Below are 15,777 nucleotides of genomic sequence, written 5' to 3' on the forward strand. Positions count from 1 at the left end.
GGCGTTCAAGCCTCGTCATCGATACGCCGCGGCGCCCGTCGGCGGCCGCGGGTCACCAGCTCGATCAATTGCATCGCACTCAGGGCCTGGGCAAACAGCCAGCCCTGACCGTAATTCACCCCTTCACTCATCAGCAACATGGCCTGGGCTTCATGTTCGATGCCTTCGGCGATGACCGTAAGCTGCAGAGCATGCGCCATGCGGATGATATGGGGGGCCACCCCGCTGCTCGCGGCGTCATGACCCAGTGCATCAATGAACGCCTTGTCGATTTTCAGGCAGTCCACCGGCAGGGTTTGCAGGTAGGCCAGACTGCAGTAACCGGTGCCAAAGTCGTCGATCAGCACCTGATGCCCGGCATCGCGCAAGGCTTGCAGGTTCTGGCATGCGACCGCCACGTCGATCAAACCGCGCTCAGTGACCTCAAACGCGATCTGCCGCGCCGCAACACGATGCAAGGCCAGCAGCCGGGCCATGACTTCGCCGATTCTCGGCACCATCACATCACAGGCCGCCAGGTTGACCGAGATATACAGCTGCGGGTTGGCGCGCAGCAACTGGCCGAGCTGCTCAAGCAGGCGCTGTAAGACAAAGTCGGTGATCTGGCGTATCTGCCCGGTGTTCTCCGCCATGGGAATGAACAGGTCCGGACTGGTCAGCGTGCCGTCCGGTCGACGCCAGCGCAACAAGGCCTCAGCGCCGACACAGTTGCGGCTGCGCAGGTCAAAGATCGGTTGATACAACACCTGCAGTTCGCCGCGCTTGAGCGCGCCCTGCAACTCACCGCCCATTGACTGTCGCTGCCGGGCCAACAGATACACCACCGCGCCGATGCTCAATCCCACCATCAGGCTTGCCGACACCAACCACCACCACAGTGCCGGCAAGCTCATGCGGGTGCGCGGAGAGGTCAAAACCAGTTGGTACTCAGGATTGTTGGTCGGCATCCGATAGATCAGCTGGGTCCGGGTGATCTGCAATGGCTCATTGCTGAACGGTGACCAAGGCTCAGTCAGTGGCCAGGCTTGCGGCGCGCCAAGCACCGGAACCGCCCGGGCACCATGATCGAGGATCACCAACAGGCTGCTGCCCGGTGGCAAGTCGACCATGTCGGTCAAATGCCCGCGCGACGTCGCGACCCGAAAATTGCCGCGCCCAAGCATCAATGCCGCGCGGTTTTCATCGGGTTCGGTCGACGTATTGAGCCAATAGCTGTAGGTCGGGCCCTTGATATCGGGTGGGCGGATGGCCGAAAGCGCTTCCTGATGAGGGCGGTTGGAGCAGAACTGTGTCTTGTCGATGTAGGCAGCTTCATACACGAAACGGTAGTTGAAACTGACCTGCTGCAAGGTCGTGAGCATGTTCATGTCACAGCCACGCAGTGGTTGTGCCTCAAGGTCGTCCAGGCCTTCGCGCAATTGGCCGAACAGTTGCTCCAGTCGCTCCAGGAAACGCTCCCCCTGGGCGTTCATCTGTTCGCTTTCCCGCAACTGGACCTGACGCAACGACAACCCCAGGCTACCGGCCAACAACAAGGCCGCGCTGAGCGCAGCCGCCAGCATCGCCAAAAACCAAGGGCGATGAAACCAGTTGCGCAGGGTCTTTCGAGCAGCCGCCATCATTAAACATCCGAAGGATTACCAATGAGTTATAGCTACTGATTGAGATATGACCCCTACCGTCGAGCGGGCGTCATTATTTTGTCTGATTGAGTACTTGCAGAATCGCAGCACTTTGCGCGTCTGGCGTACCGTCGAAGCGCGATGGCCGGAAGCGCATCTGGAAGGCCGCCAGTACATGCCGGGTGGCGACATCCAGCTCGCCGGTCTGCGGCGTCGTGTAGCCCAGGCGCGTCAGTTGCTCCTGAAACCAGCTGATGCTCGGTAACCGTGTCGCAAACACCGCTTGCTGACGGGCGACTGCCTGCTCGTTGGGCCAGAGCGCCACACCGGCTTCGGCCAGGCGCTTCCACGGGAACAACGGGCCTGGGTCGAGTTTGCGCAAGGGGGCGATGTCACTGTGGCCGATCACCTGGCGAGGGCTGATGCCATGACGCTTGTTGATGTCCTTGAGCAGGACGATCAGCGACTGCACCTGGGCTTCGCTGTAGGGATACCAGACGCGTCCGGTCGGCGTATCGCTGAAGCCCGGATTGACGATCTCGATGCCGATGGAACTCGAGTTCAGCCAGGTACGCCCTTGCCACTCGCTTTCACCGGCATGCCAGGCGCGATAGTTCTCATCCACCAGCTTGTAGATGGTCGCGTTTTTATCATCACCGACCAGGTAATGACTGCTGACCTCGCCATGGGTCAACAACGCCAGTGACTGCGTCAGCGACGCGGAGGTGTAATGCATGACGACGAACTGCACACGGTTGTCGTAATTGGCCGAAGGGTGGCTGGTATCGTAACGAGGACCACTGGCGCAACCTGCCAGGACAAGAAAGGACACGAGCAAAGTAATGAATTTCATGGCAGTGACAGTACGCTGAAGACAGTAATGCAACAGTGTAACGTACCGTCTTGTACCTGAGCCGCTAAAAGCGCCGGATTAAATAAAATGGAACAATTGCCGTCAGGCCGGCTCAACGCGATTTCGTCCGGCATTTTTTGCCCGATATAGCGCCTGATCGGCTCTCTTAAGCACCAGATCGCTACGTTCTCCCGGCTTGAACGCCGTCACACCGATGGAAACCGTAATGGTCACCGGTTCGCCCTTGAAGTGAAACGGGCAGGCTTCGATGGCCGCTCGCAAGGTTTCCAGCAGGTTCACACCCGCTGCCAGCGAGGTGTCGGGCACCAGCAATACAAACTCTTCGCCACCAAAGCGGGCAATGAAGTCCGAACCTCGCAGGCGCTTGCGCAGCACCGTTGCGATGATTTTCAGCACCTTGTCGCCGGCCAGGTGGCCGTAGTTATCGTTGATGCGCTTGAAGTGATCCAGGTCGAGCATCGCCAGCAACAAGGTCGTGCCGTGCTGTTGCCACCGGGCCACTTCATGCTCCAGGCGTTCGCTCCAGGCGGCCCGGTTCGGCAAGCCGGTGAGCGGGTCGACCAAGGCCTTCTGGCGCTGCTCTTCCAGGTGTTCGCGATAGCCTTGGGCTTCCTGCTCCATGCTCGCCACCCTTTGCGCCAGGCCTTGCAGACGCGCTGCAACTTCCTGCTCGCGCTCGTCGCGCTGCTGCTGGTACTGGTCCAGAGTGCCGAGCAGGCCCTCGAGGTGGTTCTCCAATACACGCTTGAGATCCTCCAGGTCCGCAGCGTCCTGCATGCTGCTGTGCAATCCGTCGACCTGTTCACGGAGCTGTGTGTCCATCTCGCGAGCGGCCGAACGGTTGTCCGCGTGCCCGTCACTGGCCGCTTGCAGGTTGCTCTGGAAGGATTCCAGGCGCTCATTGAGCTGCTTGAGGTAGACCTCGAACTCGTGCTGGCCACTGTCGGTGATCGCCAGCATCAACACCGCAAGATCATCGAGGATCGGTAGCAGTTCGTACCAATTCAACCCGTTTCTCAGCCGTACGCGCATGGCCTCGGCTTGCGGGCGGTGGCGTTCGGGCAACGATAGATCGTCCAGCAGCCCCAGCAGCGTGCCTTCGATGTGCTTGGCCACCGAGCTGTAGGACGGCTCTGGCGAATCCGGGAGCGCATAAAGCGCGTCCGGTTCGCAATACTCAGGATCCACTTCGGTGTGGATGTGTGCCACGGCTGGAGACAAGGGCAGGCTGTCGACCAATGGCGTGGTTTCGACCTCGGGTTGCAGGGCAAGCGGCGCTTCCCGCTCGTCCAGGACTGCCAGATCCTGATCCGCAGCCTGGGTCGAGTCGTGCCGAGCCTGCTGCACCGGCGGTTCAAAAGCGGCCACTGCGAGCGCTGATGACTCCTCGATCGGCTCAGGCTCGGACTCCACTACGACGGCTGTCGATGCTTCCTGAGCCTGCTGCGCGATCGGCACTGTCACAGGCTCAGGCGTCATGCCAACAGCAGGCACTGGCTGGGTCGAACCGACCGGCTGCTCTTCGCCGCCCTCATCACGCCCCCCAAACAGACGCTGCAACAACCCTGGGCGGTCAGGTTCATCAGGGCTCTCCAGCACACTGAGTGCCTGGCTCTGTAACTGACTCAGTTCACCGAGCAGCAAGGGAATCTCGCGGGCCTGGCTGACGCGACCATCCAATTGCTTGGCAAAGGTCTTGAGCGGTCGACTGACCTCTCGTGGCAATGGCAAGGCCTGGAGTTGCGCGACCAGTGCGGTAAGCGCCGAGCCGATCTGATCAACCCGGGTTTCGCGCCGCTGCTCGGAATCCAGCACGGCTTTTTCCAGACGTGGCAGCAACGCAGCCAACCCGGCATCCATTTCATTGGTGCGGATGACTTCGCGCATTTCCTTCATGCATTGGTCTACCGCACGGTCGGTCCCCTCGGCAGCCAGCGTACTGCGCACCAGCCCACGACGCAGCAAGTCGAGGCGGGCATCCCAGCGACGCTCGAGTTTTTCCTGCTGTTCGATACTTTTGAGGTACTTCTCTTTCCAGCGGTTTGCTTCGTCGCTCATTCAGGGGTTCCGCGAAGGGCAGGACTCAACGCGGGCAATGCATCGGCCGTGAGCGAACCCGGCAGACGAATCTCTACCGCGACCGGCAGGTGATCGGAGATGGGTTGCGCCAGCACTTCGACCCGTTCAAGCGTCAGGGTCGGACTGAGCAGAATATGGTCCAGGCAACGCTGCGGGCGCCAGCTGGGGAATGTCGCTTCGACTTGCGGCGCAAGCAGGCCCAGGTCGCGCAAAGGCGAGCTTTGCAGCAGATCGCTGGCATGGGTGTTCATGTCGCCCATCAGCACCTGGTGCTTGTAGCCACCGATCAACTCGCGAATGTAGGCCAGTTGCAGACTGCGAACCCGGGCACCGAGCGCCAGGTGCATCATCACGACGACCAGCGCCTCGGGCCCCTCGCCAAACCGCACGAGAATCGCACCCCGGCCCTTGGGCCCAGGCAGCGGGTGATCCTCAATCTGCCAGGGCCGCATCCGGCTGAGCACACCATTACTGTGCTGGCCGAGACGACCCAGGTTTCGATTGAGTTGCTGATACCAGTAGGGGAAGGCGCCAAGCTGGGCCAAGTGTTCGACTTGATTGACGTAGCCGGAACGAAGGCTGCCGCCATCCGCTTCCTGCAAGGCGACCAGATCGTAGTCGCCCAGCAGGTTGCCGATCTTTTGCAGGTTGTCGGCGCGCCCGGTGTGCGGCAGCAGGTGTTGCCAGCCACGGGTCAGGTAGTGCCGATAACGCTCGGTACTGATACCCACCTGGATGTTGAAGCTCAGCAGACGCAGACGACTGTCCGCGGGCAAGCCCGAGGGTTCCAGATGATGCTCGTTGACCTGCGGATCATGCAGGCCGACGACGCGTTCAGTACCCCAACGACGCATGGCGTGCGCCGCTTACTTAGCGGCGCGCTCCTTGGCGATCAACTGGTCAGCCACGCTCAGAGCGCCTTCAGGACCACCAGCGGTGCCAAGGTCAAAGCGGTACTTGCCATTGACGACCATGCTCGGTACGCCGGAGATCTGATAGGCCTGGGCCTTCTTCTTGGCGTCTTCAACCTTGCCTTTGACGGCGAACGAGTTGTAGGTGCTCAGGAACTTGTCCTTGTCGACACCTTCGCCGGCCAGGAACTCGGCCATTTCTTCCGGGGTAGCGAGCTTCTTGCCATCGTGGACGGCTTCGAACACTGCTTTATGAACCTTTTGCTCTACACCCATGGCTTCCAGGGTGATGAACAGCTGGCCGTGCACGTTCCAGATACCACCGAACATGGCCGGGATACGCACGAAGTTCACATCGGCCGGCAGTTTTTCAGCCCAAGGGTTGATGGTGGGCTCGAACGCATAGCAATGCGGGCAGCCATACCAGAACAGCTCCACGACTTCGATCTTGCCGGGCACAGCCACCGGAACGGCGCTGCTCAGTTCGACATATTGTTTACCGGCTTCAAGCGGCTCAGCAGCCTGGGCGGTGACGCCGAACAGGCTGGCAGTGACGAGTGCGGCGCTGAGAATCAGATTACGCATGCTTTACTCCTGGGCAAATTGGCTCGCCTCGCGCGACCTGCTTTCTGGCAGGCCATGGCGGGCATCAGTTCTCTAGTGTAACGGCAGCGGCCACAAAAAAGGGCGGCCTAAGCCACCCTTTTTATGCTTGCATCGAAGGATTAATCGAGCGTTAACGTTGTGCGGGTTCAACCTCCCGCGTAACGCCCGCTCGACGGACCTTAGTGCAGGCCCTGAATGTAGCTGGACACCGCTTCGATGTCTTTGTTGCTCAGCTTGGCTGCAACGCTTTGCATGATTTTCGCGTCACCGTCGTTGGTACGGTTGCCTTCACGGAAATCGGTCAGTTGCTTGGCGGTGTATTGAGCGTGCTGGCCACCCAGGTGCGGGAAAGCAGCTGCCGCGTTGCCGGCGCCGTTAGGCGAGTGGCAACCGGTGCACGATGGCATGCCCTGCTCCAGTTTGCCGCCGCGGAACAACTCTTCACCGCGAGCCACGACTTTCGGGTCTGCCGCGCCGACGCTGCCTTTCTGGCTGGCGAAGTAGGCTGAAATGTCAGCCAGGTCCTGATCGCTCAGGTTGGTCAGCAGGCCGGTCATCTCCAGAACGGTGCGCTTGCCCGACTTGATGTCGTGCAGTTGCTTGTTCAGGTAACGCTCACCCTGACCCGCCAGTTTTGGAAAGTTTGGCGCCATGCTGTTGCCATCCGGGCCATGGCAAGCACCACATACTGCGGCTTTCGCCTGACCAGCAGCAGCGTCGCCCGCAGCATGGGCGCCACCTGCGATGCCCAGGGTCAACAGCAGACTCACGACTAATTTGTTCATCAGCTAATCCAACTACGGCTAAGGGTTAAAGAGTTATGGACCGGGATCACTCGCTCATCCACTGGATGATTGCCTGGTAATCCTCGGCACTGCAGTCCATGCACAAACCACGCGGCGGCATCGCCTTGAAACCCTGGGTCACGTGTTGCACCAGCGTCTCCATACCTTGCGCCAGTCTTGGCGCCCAAGCTTCCTGATCGCCCTTTTGAGGCGCCGTCGGGAGTTGGCCGGAATGACAGGCTCCACAAACACGGTTGTACACAGCTTCCGGATCCTGTGTAGCCTGCGCGCCATAAAGCGGCATCAAGACACCGGCAGCTAGCAGCCATTTCGTCATAAAACGACCTTTTCAGGGTTGAGAGCGTGCTGCGTTCTTATGCGCAATCAAGGTCAATCGCTCTCGTGAACTTCATCCTACGCTGGGACAAAGCGCACACAAAATCTGCGGCATTATATACTGGCGTCACTGAAACGGAAACGACGCAGCTCTTTGCGACCATTCTCGGCACCGCCCACATCGGAAATCCCATGCAACTCAAGAACCCCATCCTTGGTCTGTGCCAACAGTCCACCTTCATGCTCAGCGCTGCCAAAGTCGATCAATGCCCTGACGACGAAGGCTTTGAAGTGGCCTTCGCCGGGCGTTCCAACGCCGGCAAGTCCAGCGCGCTGAACACCCTGACCCACGCCAGCCTGGCGCGCACCTCGAAGACTCCGGGTCGCACACAGCTGTTGAACTTCTTCAAGCTAGACGAAGATCGGCGTCTGGTCGACCTGCCGGGCTACGGTTACGCGAAAGTGCCAATCCCGCTGAAGCAGCACTGGCAGCGCCACCTGGAAGCCTACCTGGGCAGCCGCGAGAGCTTGAAGGGCCTGATTCTGATGATGGACATCCGTCATCCAATGACCGACTTCGACCTGTTGATGCTCGACTGGGCTGTCGCCAGCGGCATGCCGATGCACATTCTGCTGACCAAGGCCGACAAACTGACCTACGGCGCGGCGAAGAACTCACTGCTCAAGGTTCAGGCAGAAATCCGCAAAGGCTGGGGCGAAGCCGTGACCATCCAGCTGTTCTCGGCCCCCAAACGCCTGGGTCTGGAAGAGGCCTACACGGTATTGGCGGACTGGATGGAACTGGCGGACAAGGGCGCCGAGACAGAAGCTCAATAAGCTTTTGGGAAATGCGAAAACTGTTTGTGGGACGGTCAGGCAAGGCAAAAGCGCAGCTCGAAACGACCGGGGTCGCGTTCGACTTTAGGGGCCTAAATGAGCATTTCGAGCCGCGCTTTTAACGCAGCATGGCCGTTCCACAGACAGTTTTCAGGCAAAAAAAACCCCGAACTACATATGGGGAGGGAGTAGTTCGGGGTCTAAGTTCCGGACCGCTAGGGCGGGGTCCAGATATCTGCCAACACTTAACACAACATAGGAGCATCGAAGGGCTTCACCACCCATTCAGTAATTCTGAGTGGGGGTTCACGGATTTAGTTCCGGCCAGTTTCAAAATCGATTGGAATAATCCAAGATTTTTTCGAGCTAACAGCCCTTCGCCTGCGATGGCCGCGACACTATGCCGCGGCCAATTGCGCCTCAAAACGGCTTAATGAGCCTCATCCCAGTTGTTTCCGACACCGACGTCCACCAGAAGAGGCACATCCAGGGCCGCCGCGCCGCTCATGTGCACGCGAATTTCCTCGCGAACCTGGTCGACCAGGTCCTCGCGAACCTCCAGCACCAGTTCATCGTGTACCTGCAGGATGACTTTGGCGTCCAGGCCGGAAGCCATCAGCCAGTTATCCACCGCCACCATGGCTTTCTTGATGATGTCTGCCGCCGTGCCCTGCATCGGCGCGTTGATCGCCGTGCGTTCGGCGCCAGCGCGCTCCTGGGGTTTGTTGGAGTGGATCTCGGGCAGGTACAGGCGGCGCCCGAACAGCGTTTCTACATACCCCTGGTCCGCCGCCTGGGCACGGGTGCGCTCCATGTACTCGCGCACGCCGGGATAGCGGGCAAAATAGGTGTCGATGTAGGCCTTGGCCTGCTTGGTATCGACGCCAATGTCCTTGCCGAGCTTCTGCGCCCCCATGCCGTAGATCAGACCGAAGTTAATCGCCTTGGCGCTGCGACGCTGGTCGGACGTGACGTCCTGAAGCTCAACCTTGAACACCTCGGCGGCCGTGGCCGTGTGCACGTCCAGGTTGTTGCGAAACGCATTGAGCAGGCCTTCGTCCCGGGACAGGTGCGCCATGATCCGCAGCTCGATCTGCGAATAGTCCGCCGCCAGCAGTTTGTAGCCGCTCGGGGCGATAAAAGCCTGGCGGATGCGCCGGCCCTCGGCGGTACGCACCGGAATGTTCTGCAGGTTCGGATCACTGGAGGACAGGCGCCCGGTGGACGCCACCGCCTGGTGATAAGAGGTGTGAATCCGCCCGGTGCGCGGGTTGATCTGCTCAGGGAGGCGGTCGGTGTAGGTGCTCTTGAGCTTGCTCATGGAGCGGTATTGCATCAGCACCTTGGGCAGTTGGTAGTCATCTTCCGCCAGCTTGGCCAGCACCTCTTCGGCGGTGGACGGCTGGCCCTTGGCGGTTTTCTTCAGCACCGGATAGCCGAGCTTTTCGTAGAGGATCGCACCCAACTGCTTGGGCGAGCCGAGATTGAACTCCTCACCGGCGATGTGAATGGCTTCACGCTCCAGGGCTGTCATCTTGTCGCCCAGCTCAATGCTCTGCACCCCCAACAGCTCGGCATCCACCAGCGCACCCTGGCGTTCGATGCGCGCCAGCACCGGCACCAACGGCATCTCGATATCGCTCAGCACACTGGCCAGGCTCGGGATGGCGGCCAGCTTCTCGTGCAGGGTCTGGTGCAGCCGCAGGGTCACATCGGCGTCTTCAGCAGCATAAGGCCCGGCCTGCTCAAGGGCGATCTGATCGAAGGTCAGCTGCTTGGCCCCTTTGCCCGCGATGTCCTGGAAGCTCACGGTGGTGTAGTCCAGGTACTTCTGCGCCAGGCTGTCCATGTCATGGCGGGTGGCGGTGGAGTTGAGCACATAGGACTCAAGCATGGTGTCGAAGGCAATGCCGCGCACGGTGATGCCGCAGGCTGGATCGCCACCGATGGCGCAGTTGGCCAGGATATTCATGTCGAACTTGGCGTGCTGGCCAACCTTGAGCTTGTCCGGGTCCTCCAGCAGCGGCTTCAGGGCACGCAGGACGCTGTCGCGATCCAACTGCTCCGGCACACCTTCGTAGGCGTGAATCAGCGGAATGTAGGCCGCTTCAAAAGGTTGCACGGCGAAGGACAGCCCCACCAGTTGCGCCTGCTGGGCGTCGATACCGGTGGTTTCCGTGTCGAAGGCAAACAGCTTGGCGCCATTGAGCTTCTTCAGCCAGGCGTCGAAACGGGCCTGATCGAGGATGGTTTCGTAGCGCGCTTCAACGACCACGGGCGCGCTGGCTTCGGTCTCGGTGGCACTCAACAGATCAGCCACCGGCTCAGGCTGGGGAGCGGCACTCAGCTCAAGACGCTTGGCATCGCGTTGCAGCTCATCGAACCAGCTCTTGAATTCAAGCAGGGTGTAGAGCTCGGCCAGTTTTTCGCGGTCCGGCTCGCCCAGGTGCAAATCGTCCAGCCCCACGTCCAGCGGCACGTCGACCTTGATGGTCGCCAGTCGATAGGAGAGGAACGCCATCTCCTTGTGCTCTTCGAGCTTGGCCGGCAGGGTCTTGGCCCCGCGAATCGGCAGGGTCGGCACGATATCGAGCTGTGCATACAGCTCGGTCAGGCCGCCATTGACGCCCACCAACAGGCCGGACGCAGTCTTCGGGCCAATCCCCGGAACGCCCGGAATGTTGTCGGAGGAATCGCCCATCAACGCCAGATAGTCGATGATCTGCTCGGGAGCGACGCCGAATTTCTCCTTCACGCCAGCCACGTCCATCGCGCTACCGGTCATGGTATTGACCAAGGTAATGTGCCCGTCGACCAGCTGCGCCATGTCCTTGTCGCCCGTGGAGATCACCACCGGGCGGTCAGCGGCCGCGCTGCTGCGGGCCAGCGTGCCGATCACGTCGTCCGCTTCAACGCCTTCCACGCACAACAGCGGGAAGCCCAGGGCAATCACGCTGGCATGCAGGGGCTCGATCTGCACGCGCATATCGTCGGGCATGCTCGGGCGATTGGCCTTGTATTCGGCGTACATGTCGTCGCGAAATGTCCCACCCTTGGCGTCGAACACGACGGCGAACGGGCTGTTCGGGTACTGCTTGCGCAGACTCTTGAGCATGTTCAGCACGCCCTTGACCGCACCGGTTGGCAGGCCTTTGGAGGTAGTCAAAGGTGGCAGCGCGTGAAAGGCGCGGTACAGGTATGAAGAACCGTCCACCAGGACGAGGGGGGCTTGGCTCATGAGCAGGATCAACCTTTTCGGCGGGTCCGGCGCTAGAATAGCGGGACCGTTGACGACAAAGGGACAAGGTTATCATGCGTACACTCAATCGCCTGTTGCTGGCTGGCTTGTTTACCTGCATTCCGCTGGCTGCCATGGCAGCGGATGACGCACCGACCCCAGAACCGGAAGTCACCATTCGCACTGAAGGTGACAAGACCATCCAGGAATACCGCCAGAACGGCTTCCTGTATGCGATCAAGGTCACTCCGAAGGGCGGCAAACCGTATTTCCTGGTGCGCTCGGACGGAACGGAAGCCAATTTCATCCGCTCGGATCAGCCGGATATGCTGATCCCTGCCTGGGAAATTTTTTCGTGGAAGTAGTTTCTTAACTTTAATCGGTGCTGGCTCGATAGCGGCACCCGAACTGAGCAGTTTTTAACCATGTCTGTGTTCACCCCCCTGGCTCGGCCCGAGCTGGAAACCTTTCTCGCCCCTTATGGGCTCGGCCGCCTGCTTGATTTCCAGGGGATCGCCGCGGGCAGTGAAAACACCAACTACTTCATCAGCCTGGAGCAGGGCGAGTTTGTCCTGACCCTGATTGAGCGTGGCCCGGCGCAGGAAATGCCGTTCTTCATCGAACTGCTCGACGTGTTGCACAACGCCGACCTGCCGGTGCCCTATGCGCTACGCACCACCGAGGGTGTCGCCCTGCGTGAGCTGGCGGGCAAGCCTGCGCTGTTGCAGCCACGCCTGGCCGGCAAGCACATCAAAGTCGCCAACGCGCAGCACTGTGTGCAGGTCGGGGAACTGCTGGGGCATCTGCACCTGGCAACCAAAGACAAGATGATCAAGCGCAAGACCGATCGCGGCCTGGACTGGATGCTCGAAGAGGGCACACAACTTCTGTCGCACCTGGGGGTTGAGTCGCGCGCATTGCTACAGCGCGCACTGGATGAAATCACCGCCCGCAAAGACAGCATCCTGGCGTTGCCACGGGCCAACATCCACGCCGACCTGTTCCGCGACAACGCCATGTTTGAAGGCACGCACCTGACCGGGCTGATCGATTTCTACAACGCCTGCTCGGGGCCGATGCTCTACGACGTGGCCATCGCCCTGAATGACTGGTGTTCGGACGATGACGGCTTGATTGACGGCCCACGGGCGCGGGCATTGCTCGGCGCCTACGCCGCGCTGCGGCCGTTCACCCCGGCCGAGGCCGAACTGTGGCCGACCCTGTTGCGGGTGGCCTGCGTGCGCTTCTGGTTGTCACGCCTGATCGCTGCCGAGTCCTTTGCCGGACAGGACGTGCTGATTCACGACCCGAAAGAGTTCGAGCATCGCCTGGCGCAGCGTCAACTGGTCAGCACGCCGCTGCCGTTCGCCATTTAAAGGCATCGCGGGCGGCATTCTGCTTGCCCGCGAATGGAATGGCGCCTGTTTTCCGGTTACAGCGACTCCAGGCACCCCGCCAGATCATTCCCCAACTTCTCCAGCACCTGCTCATAACCCCGTGCGGTGGCTGGTGTGTAGCCACCCAGCGCATCAAGTTCCGCCAGTTTCACCGGCAGGCCGGCCACCAGCGTCTCGGCCAGGCGAGGGCGCAGCGGCGGCTCGCTGAACACGCAAGTCTTGCCGACCGCTTGCAGACGCGCGCGCATCGCAGCGACGTGCTGGGCACCGGGCTGAACTTCGGCGGCCACACTGAACACACCCGCATGCTTGAGGCCGTAGGCATCCTCAAAGTAGTCGAACGCTTCATGGAACACGAAGTAGGGCTTGCCCTCGACAACCGCCAGGCGGGCTTTCAATCGCAGATCCAGCGCATCCAGTCGCTCATCGAATGCCTTGAGGTTGCCTTGGTAGCGCCCAGCATTGGCCGGATCGACTGCACTCAGGTCGGCGGCGATTTTAGCGGCGATGACACGCGCATTGACCGGCGACAGCCACAAGTGGGCATCGAGACTACCGGGGCGGTGATCATGGTCATGCTCGTCAGCCTCTTCGGCGTGGGCGTGGTTGTCTTCGCCAAAATGGCGCAGCTTCAAGCCTGGCAGGTCCTGCACGGCCACCGATGGCAAGGTGCGCCCCTTGAGTACGCGGGGCAGGAAGCCCTCCATGTCCGGCCCGATCCAGTACAGCAGGTCCGCCGACTGCACGCGCCGTACGTCGGAAGGCCGCAAGGCATAGTTATGTGGCGATGCACCCGGTGGCAGCAGGACTTCCGGCACCCCCGCGCCATCCTGCACCGCAGCGGCAATCAGTTGCAGCGGCTTGATGCTGGTGAGCACTTTGACTTCGGCGTGAGCGGCGCTGAAAGCGAACAAACTGGCAGTAAATGTGACAAGGATGGCAAAAAGTCTGGGCACGATAACCACTCAAAGGGGCGAGAACGAGTAACATAATAACGTCTCTCACAAAACTCGTCGCCGCTCATGCCTATCACACCGCTCGCCAGCCGTCCCCACGACCACTCACATTGCGTGCACAGCGCACTGTCCGAGGCCGATGCCATCTGCGCACGCCAAGGGTTGCGCCTGACCGCATTGCGTCGGCGGGTACTGGAACTGGTGTGGCAAAGCCACAAGCCGCTGGGGGCCTACGACATCCTGGCGGTGCTCAGCGAGCAGGATGGCCGCCGCGCAGCACCGCCGACGGTCTACCGCGCCCTGGATTTCCTGCTGGATAACGGCCTGGTGCATCGGATCTCGTCGCTCAACGCCTTTGTCGGCTGCAACCATCCGGGGCACGCCCATCAGGGGCAGTTCCTGATTTGCCGCGAGTGCCATGCCGCCATCGAGCTGGAGCAAACCTCCATCAGCGACGCCATCATCCACAGCGCCAGCGACGTCGGGTTCGTGGTTGAAGGCCAGACCGTCGAAGTGGTCGGTCTCTGCGCCGGTTGCCAGGGGGCTTGATGAGCACAGCGTTGATCCGCCTTGAGCAAGTTGCGGTGACCTTTGCCGGGCAAACCGTGCTGGACAACATCGAGCTGAGTGTCGAGCCGGGACAGATTGTCACTCTGATCGGCCCCAACGGCGCCGGCAAGACCACCCTGGTGCGTGCCGTGCTCGGCCTGCTCAAGCCCGACAGCGGCAGCGTATGGCGCAAGCCAAAGCTGAGAGTCGGCTACATGCCGCAGAAACTGCACGTCGACCCGACCCTCCCGCTGTCGGTACTGCGTTTTCTGCGCCTGGTCCCCGGCGTCGATCGCGCCCGGGCCCTGGCCGCACTCAAGGAAGTCGGTGCCGAACAGGTCATCGACAGCCCGGTACAGAGCGTCTCTGGCGGTGAAATGCAGCGCGTTCTGTTGGCCCGTGCCTTGCTGCGCGAGCCGGAGTTGCTGGTCCTCGACGAACCGGTGCAAGGCGTCGACGTGGCCGGGCAAGCCGAGCTGTACAGCCTGATCACGCGCCTGCGTGATCGCCACGGCTGCGGCGTGCTGATGGTTTCCCACGACCTGCACCTGGTGATGAGCACCACCGACCAGGTGGTCTGCCTCAATCGCCACGTCTGCTGCTCCGGACATCCCGAGCAGGTCAGCGGCGATCCGGCGTTCGTCGAACTGTTCGGCAAGAACGCGCAAAGCCTGGCGATCTATCACCACCATCACGACCATGCCCACGACCTGCATGGCTCGGTGGTCAGCGCGGCACCGTCCGCTCACACCCACGTTCACGGAGATGGCTGCAAGCATGGCTGATTTTCTGTTGTATGCCCTGCTTGCAGGCCTGGCCCTGGCTGTCGTCGCGGGCCCCCTGGGATCCTTCGTGGTCTGGCGGCGCATGGCTTATTTTGGCGACACCTTGTCCCACGCGGCCTTGCTCGGCGTGGCGCTGGGCTTTTTGCTGGATGTCAGCCCGACCATCGCGGTCACGGTCGGCTGCCTGTTGCTGGCCGTGCTCCTGGTGACCCTGCAACAGCGCCAGCCACTGGCTTCCGACACCTTGCTGGGGATTCTTGCACCGAGCACGCTCTCTCTGGGCCTGGTGGTACTAAGCTTCATGCATGAAGTGCGGATCGACCTGATGGCTTACCTGTTCGGCGACCTGCTGGCGATCAGCCCTAGCGATCTTGCGTGGATTCTCGGCGGCAGCGCAGCGGTTCTGCTGTTACTGGTGGCGCTGTGGCGACCGCTGCTGGCGATTACCGTGCATGAAGAGCTGGCCAGGGTCGAAGGCTTGCCCGTAGCCGGGCTGCGCCTGGCCTTGATGCTGTTGATTGCAGTCGTGATCGCGGTGGCGATGAAAATCGTCGGCGTGCTGCTGATTACTTCGTTGCTGATCATTCCGGCGGCTGCGGCACAGCGTCACGCGCGATCGCCCGAGCAGATGGCCTTGGGCGCGAGTTTGCTGGGTATACTCGCGGTCTGCGGTGGCCTGGCGCTGTCGTGGTTCAAGGACACGCCGGCTGGCCCATCGATTGTGGTCGCCGCCGCCGCGCTGTTTTTGCTGAGTTTTGTCCTGCCCCGTCGAGGGGTGTAGACTTGCTCGTTTTTTGCGCAA

Annotated in this window: 15 protein-coding genes; 6 read left to right on the top strand and 9 right to left on the bottom strand. The window is 61.1% G+C overall.

Going from position 1 to position 15,777, the window contains the following annotated elements:
* Positions 1-5 precede the first annotated feature (5 nt).
* The 7 genes from CKW29_RS16100 to CKW29_RS16130 form a co-directional block, all read right to left on the bottom strand.
* The gene (locus CKW29_RS16100; protein ID WP_095147055.1) at positions 6-1,622 is read right to left on the bottom strand and encodes an EAL domain-containing protein; all 1,617 of its coding nucleotides are present in this window, start codon (positions 1,620-1,622) and stop codon (positions 6-8) included.
* A 73-nt stretch (positions 1,623-1,695) separates the two neighbouring features.
* On the bottom strand, positions 1,696-2,475 hold the full coding sequence (locus CKW29_RS16105; protein WP_095147054.1) for an N-acetylmuramoyl-L-alanine amidase: 780 nt from the start codon (positions 2,473-2,475) through the stop codon (positions 1,696-1,698).
* A gap of 102 nt (positions 2,476-2,577) precedes the next feature.
* On the bottom strand, positions 2,578-4,554 hold the full coding sequence (locus CKW29_RS16110) for a GGDEF domain-containing protein (RefSeq protein WP_095147053.1): 1,977 nt from the start codon (positions 4,552-4,554) through the stop codon (positions 2,578-2,580).
* Complete coding sequence (locus tag CKW29_RS16115) at positions 4,551-5,429, bottom strand: endonuclease/exonuclease/phosphatase family protein (protein ID WP_095083442.1); 879 nt, start codon at positions 5,427-5,429, stop codon at positions 4,551-4,553. Before CKW29_RS16115 ends, CKW29_RS16110 begins: the two co-directional genes overlap by 4 nt.
* A 12-nt stretch (positions 5,430-5,441) precedes the next feature.
* Entirely contained in the window at positions 5,442-6,071 is a 630-nt protein-coding gene (locus CKW29_RS16120; protein ID WP_095147052.1) for a thiol:disulfide interchange protein DsbA/DsbL, read from the bottom strand.
* A 200-nt stretch (positions 6,072-6,271) separates the two neighbouring features.
* Entirely contained in the window at positions 6,272-6,877 is a 606-nt protein-coding gene (locus CKW29_RS16125) for a cytochrome c (protein WP_095083446.1), read from the bottom strand.
* A 46-nt stretch (positions 6,878-6,923) separates the two neighbouring features.
* Positions 6,924-7,214, bottom strand: a complete 291-nt coding sequence (locus CKW29_RS16130; RefSeq protein WP_095083448.1) for a cytochrome c5 family protein — start codon at positions 7,212-7,214, stop codon at positions 6,924-6,926.
* A 191-nt stretch (positions 7,215-7,405) separates the two neighbouring features.
* Between CKW29_RS16130 and yihA the strand changes: the two genes are divergently transcribed.
* Entirely contained in the window at positions 7,406-8,050 is a 645-nt protein-coding gene (gene yihA, locus CKW29_RS16135) for a ribosome biogenesis GTP-binding protein YihA/YsxC (protein ID WP_095147051.1), read from the top strand.
* A gap of 430 nt (positions 8,051-8,480) precedes the next feature.
* On the opposite strand, the gene polA is transcribed toward yihA, so the two are convergent.
* Positions 8,481-11,288: a DNA polymerase I gene (gene polA / locus CKW29_RS16140; protein WP_095147050.1), complete on the bottom strand. Its 2,808-nt coding sequence runs from the start codon at positions 11,286-11,288 to the stop codon at positions 8,481-8,483.
* Between the two features lie 74 nt (positions 11,289-11,362).
* Here polA and CKW29_RS16145 point away from each other — a divergent pair, with 74 nt between their 5' ends.
* A complete protein-coding gene (locus tag CKW29_RS16145) occupies positions 11,363-11,653 on the top strand; it encodes a DUF2782 domain-containing protein (protein ID WP_095083454.1) in 291 nt (96 codons plus the stop codon).
* A gap of 60 nt (positions 11,654-11,713) precedes the next feature.
* Positions 11,714-12,664, top strand: coding sequence for a homoserine kinase (locus CKW29_RS16150; RefSeq protein WP_095147049.1), 951 nt, complete (start codon positions 11,714-11,716; stop codon positions 12,662-12,664).
* A gap of 56 nt (positions 12,665-12,720) precedes the next feature.
* Here CKW29_RS16150 and CKW29_RS16155 read toward each other — a convergent pair whose 3' ends face one another.
* On the bottom strand, positions 12,721-13,650 hold the full coding sequence (locus CKW29_RS16155; RefSeq protein ID WP_095147048.1) for a zinc ABC transporter substrate-binding protein: 930 nt from the start codon (positions 13,648-13,650) through the stop codon (positions 12,721-12,723).
* Positions 13,651-13,707: 57 nt separating this feature from the next.
* Here CKW29_RS16155 and CKW29_RS16160 point away from each other — a divergent pair, with 57 nt between their 5' ends.
* Genes CKW29_RS16160 through znuB form a run of 3 tightly spaced genes read left to right on the top strand, consistent with a single transcriptional unit; the run spans position 13,708 to position 15,756 of the window.
* Positions 13,708-14,190, top strand: coding sequence for a Fur family transcriptional regulator (locus tag CKW29_RS16160; RefSeq protein WP_095083460.1), 483 nt, complete (start codon positions 13,708-13,710; stop codon positions 14,188-14,190).
* Entirely contained in the window at positions 14,190-14,975 is a 786-nt protein-coding gene (znuC, locus tag CKW29_RS16165) for a zinc ABC transporter ATP-binding protein ZnuC (RefSeq protein WP_095083462.1), read from the top strand. The genes CKW29_RS16160 and znuC overlap by 1 nt, the downstream gene beginning before the upstream one ends.
* A complete protein-coding gene (gene znuB / locus CKW29_RS16170; RefSeq protein ID WP_095147047.1) occupies positions 14,968-15,756 on the top strand; it encodes a zinc ABC transporter permease subunit ZnuB in 789 nt (262 codons plus the stop codon). The genes znuC and znuB overlap by 8 nt, the downstream gene beginning before the upstream one ends.
* The last annotated feature ends 21 nt before the right edge of the window (positions 15,757-15,777 follow it).

The organism is Pseudomonas sp. Irchel s3a18 (assembly GCF_900187535.1).
Classification (GTDB): domain Bacteria; phylum Pseudomonadota; class Gammaproteobacteria; order Pseudomonadales; family Pseudomonadaceae; genus Aquipseudomonas.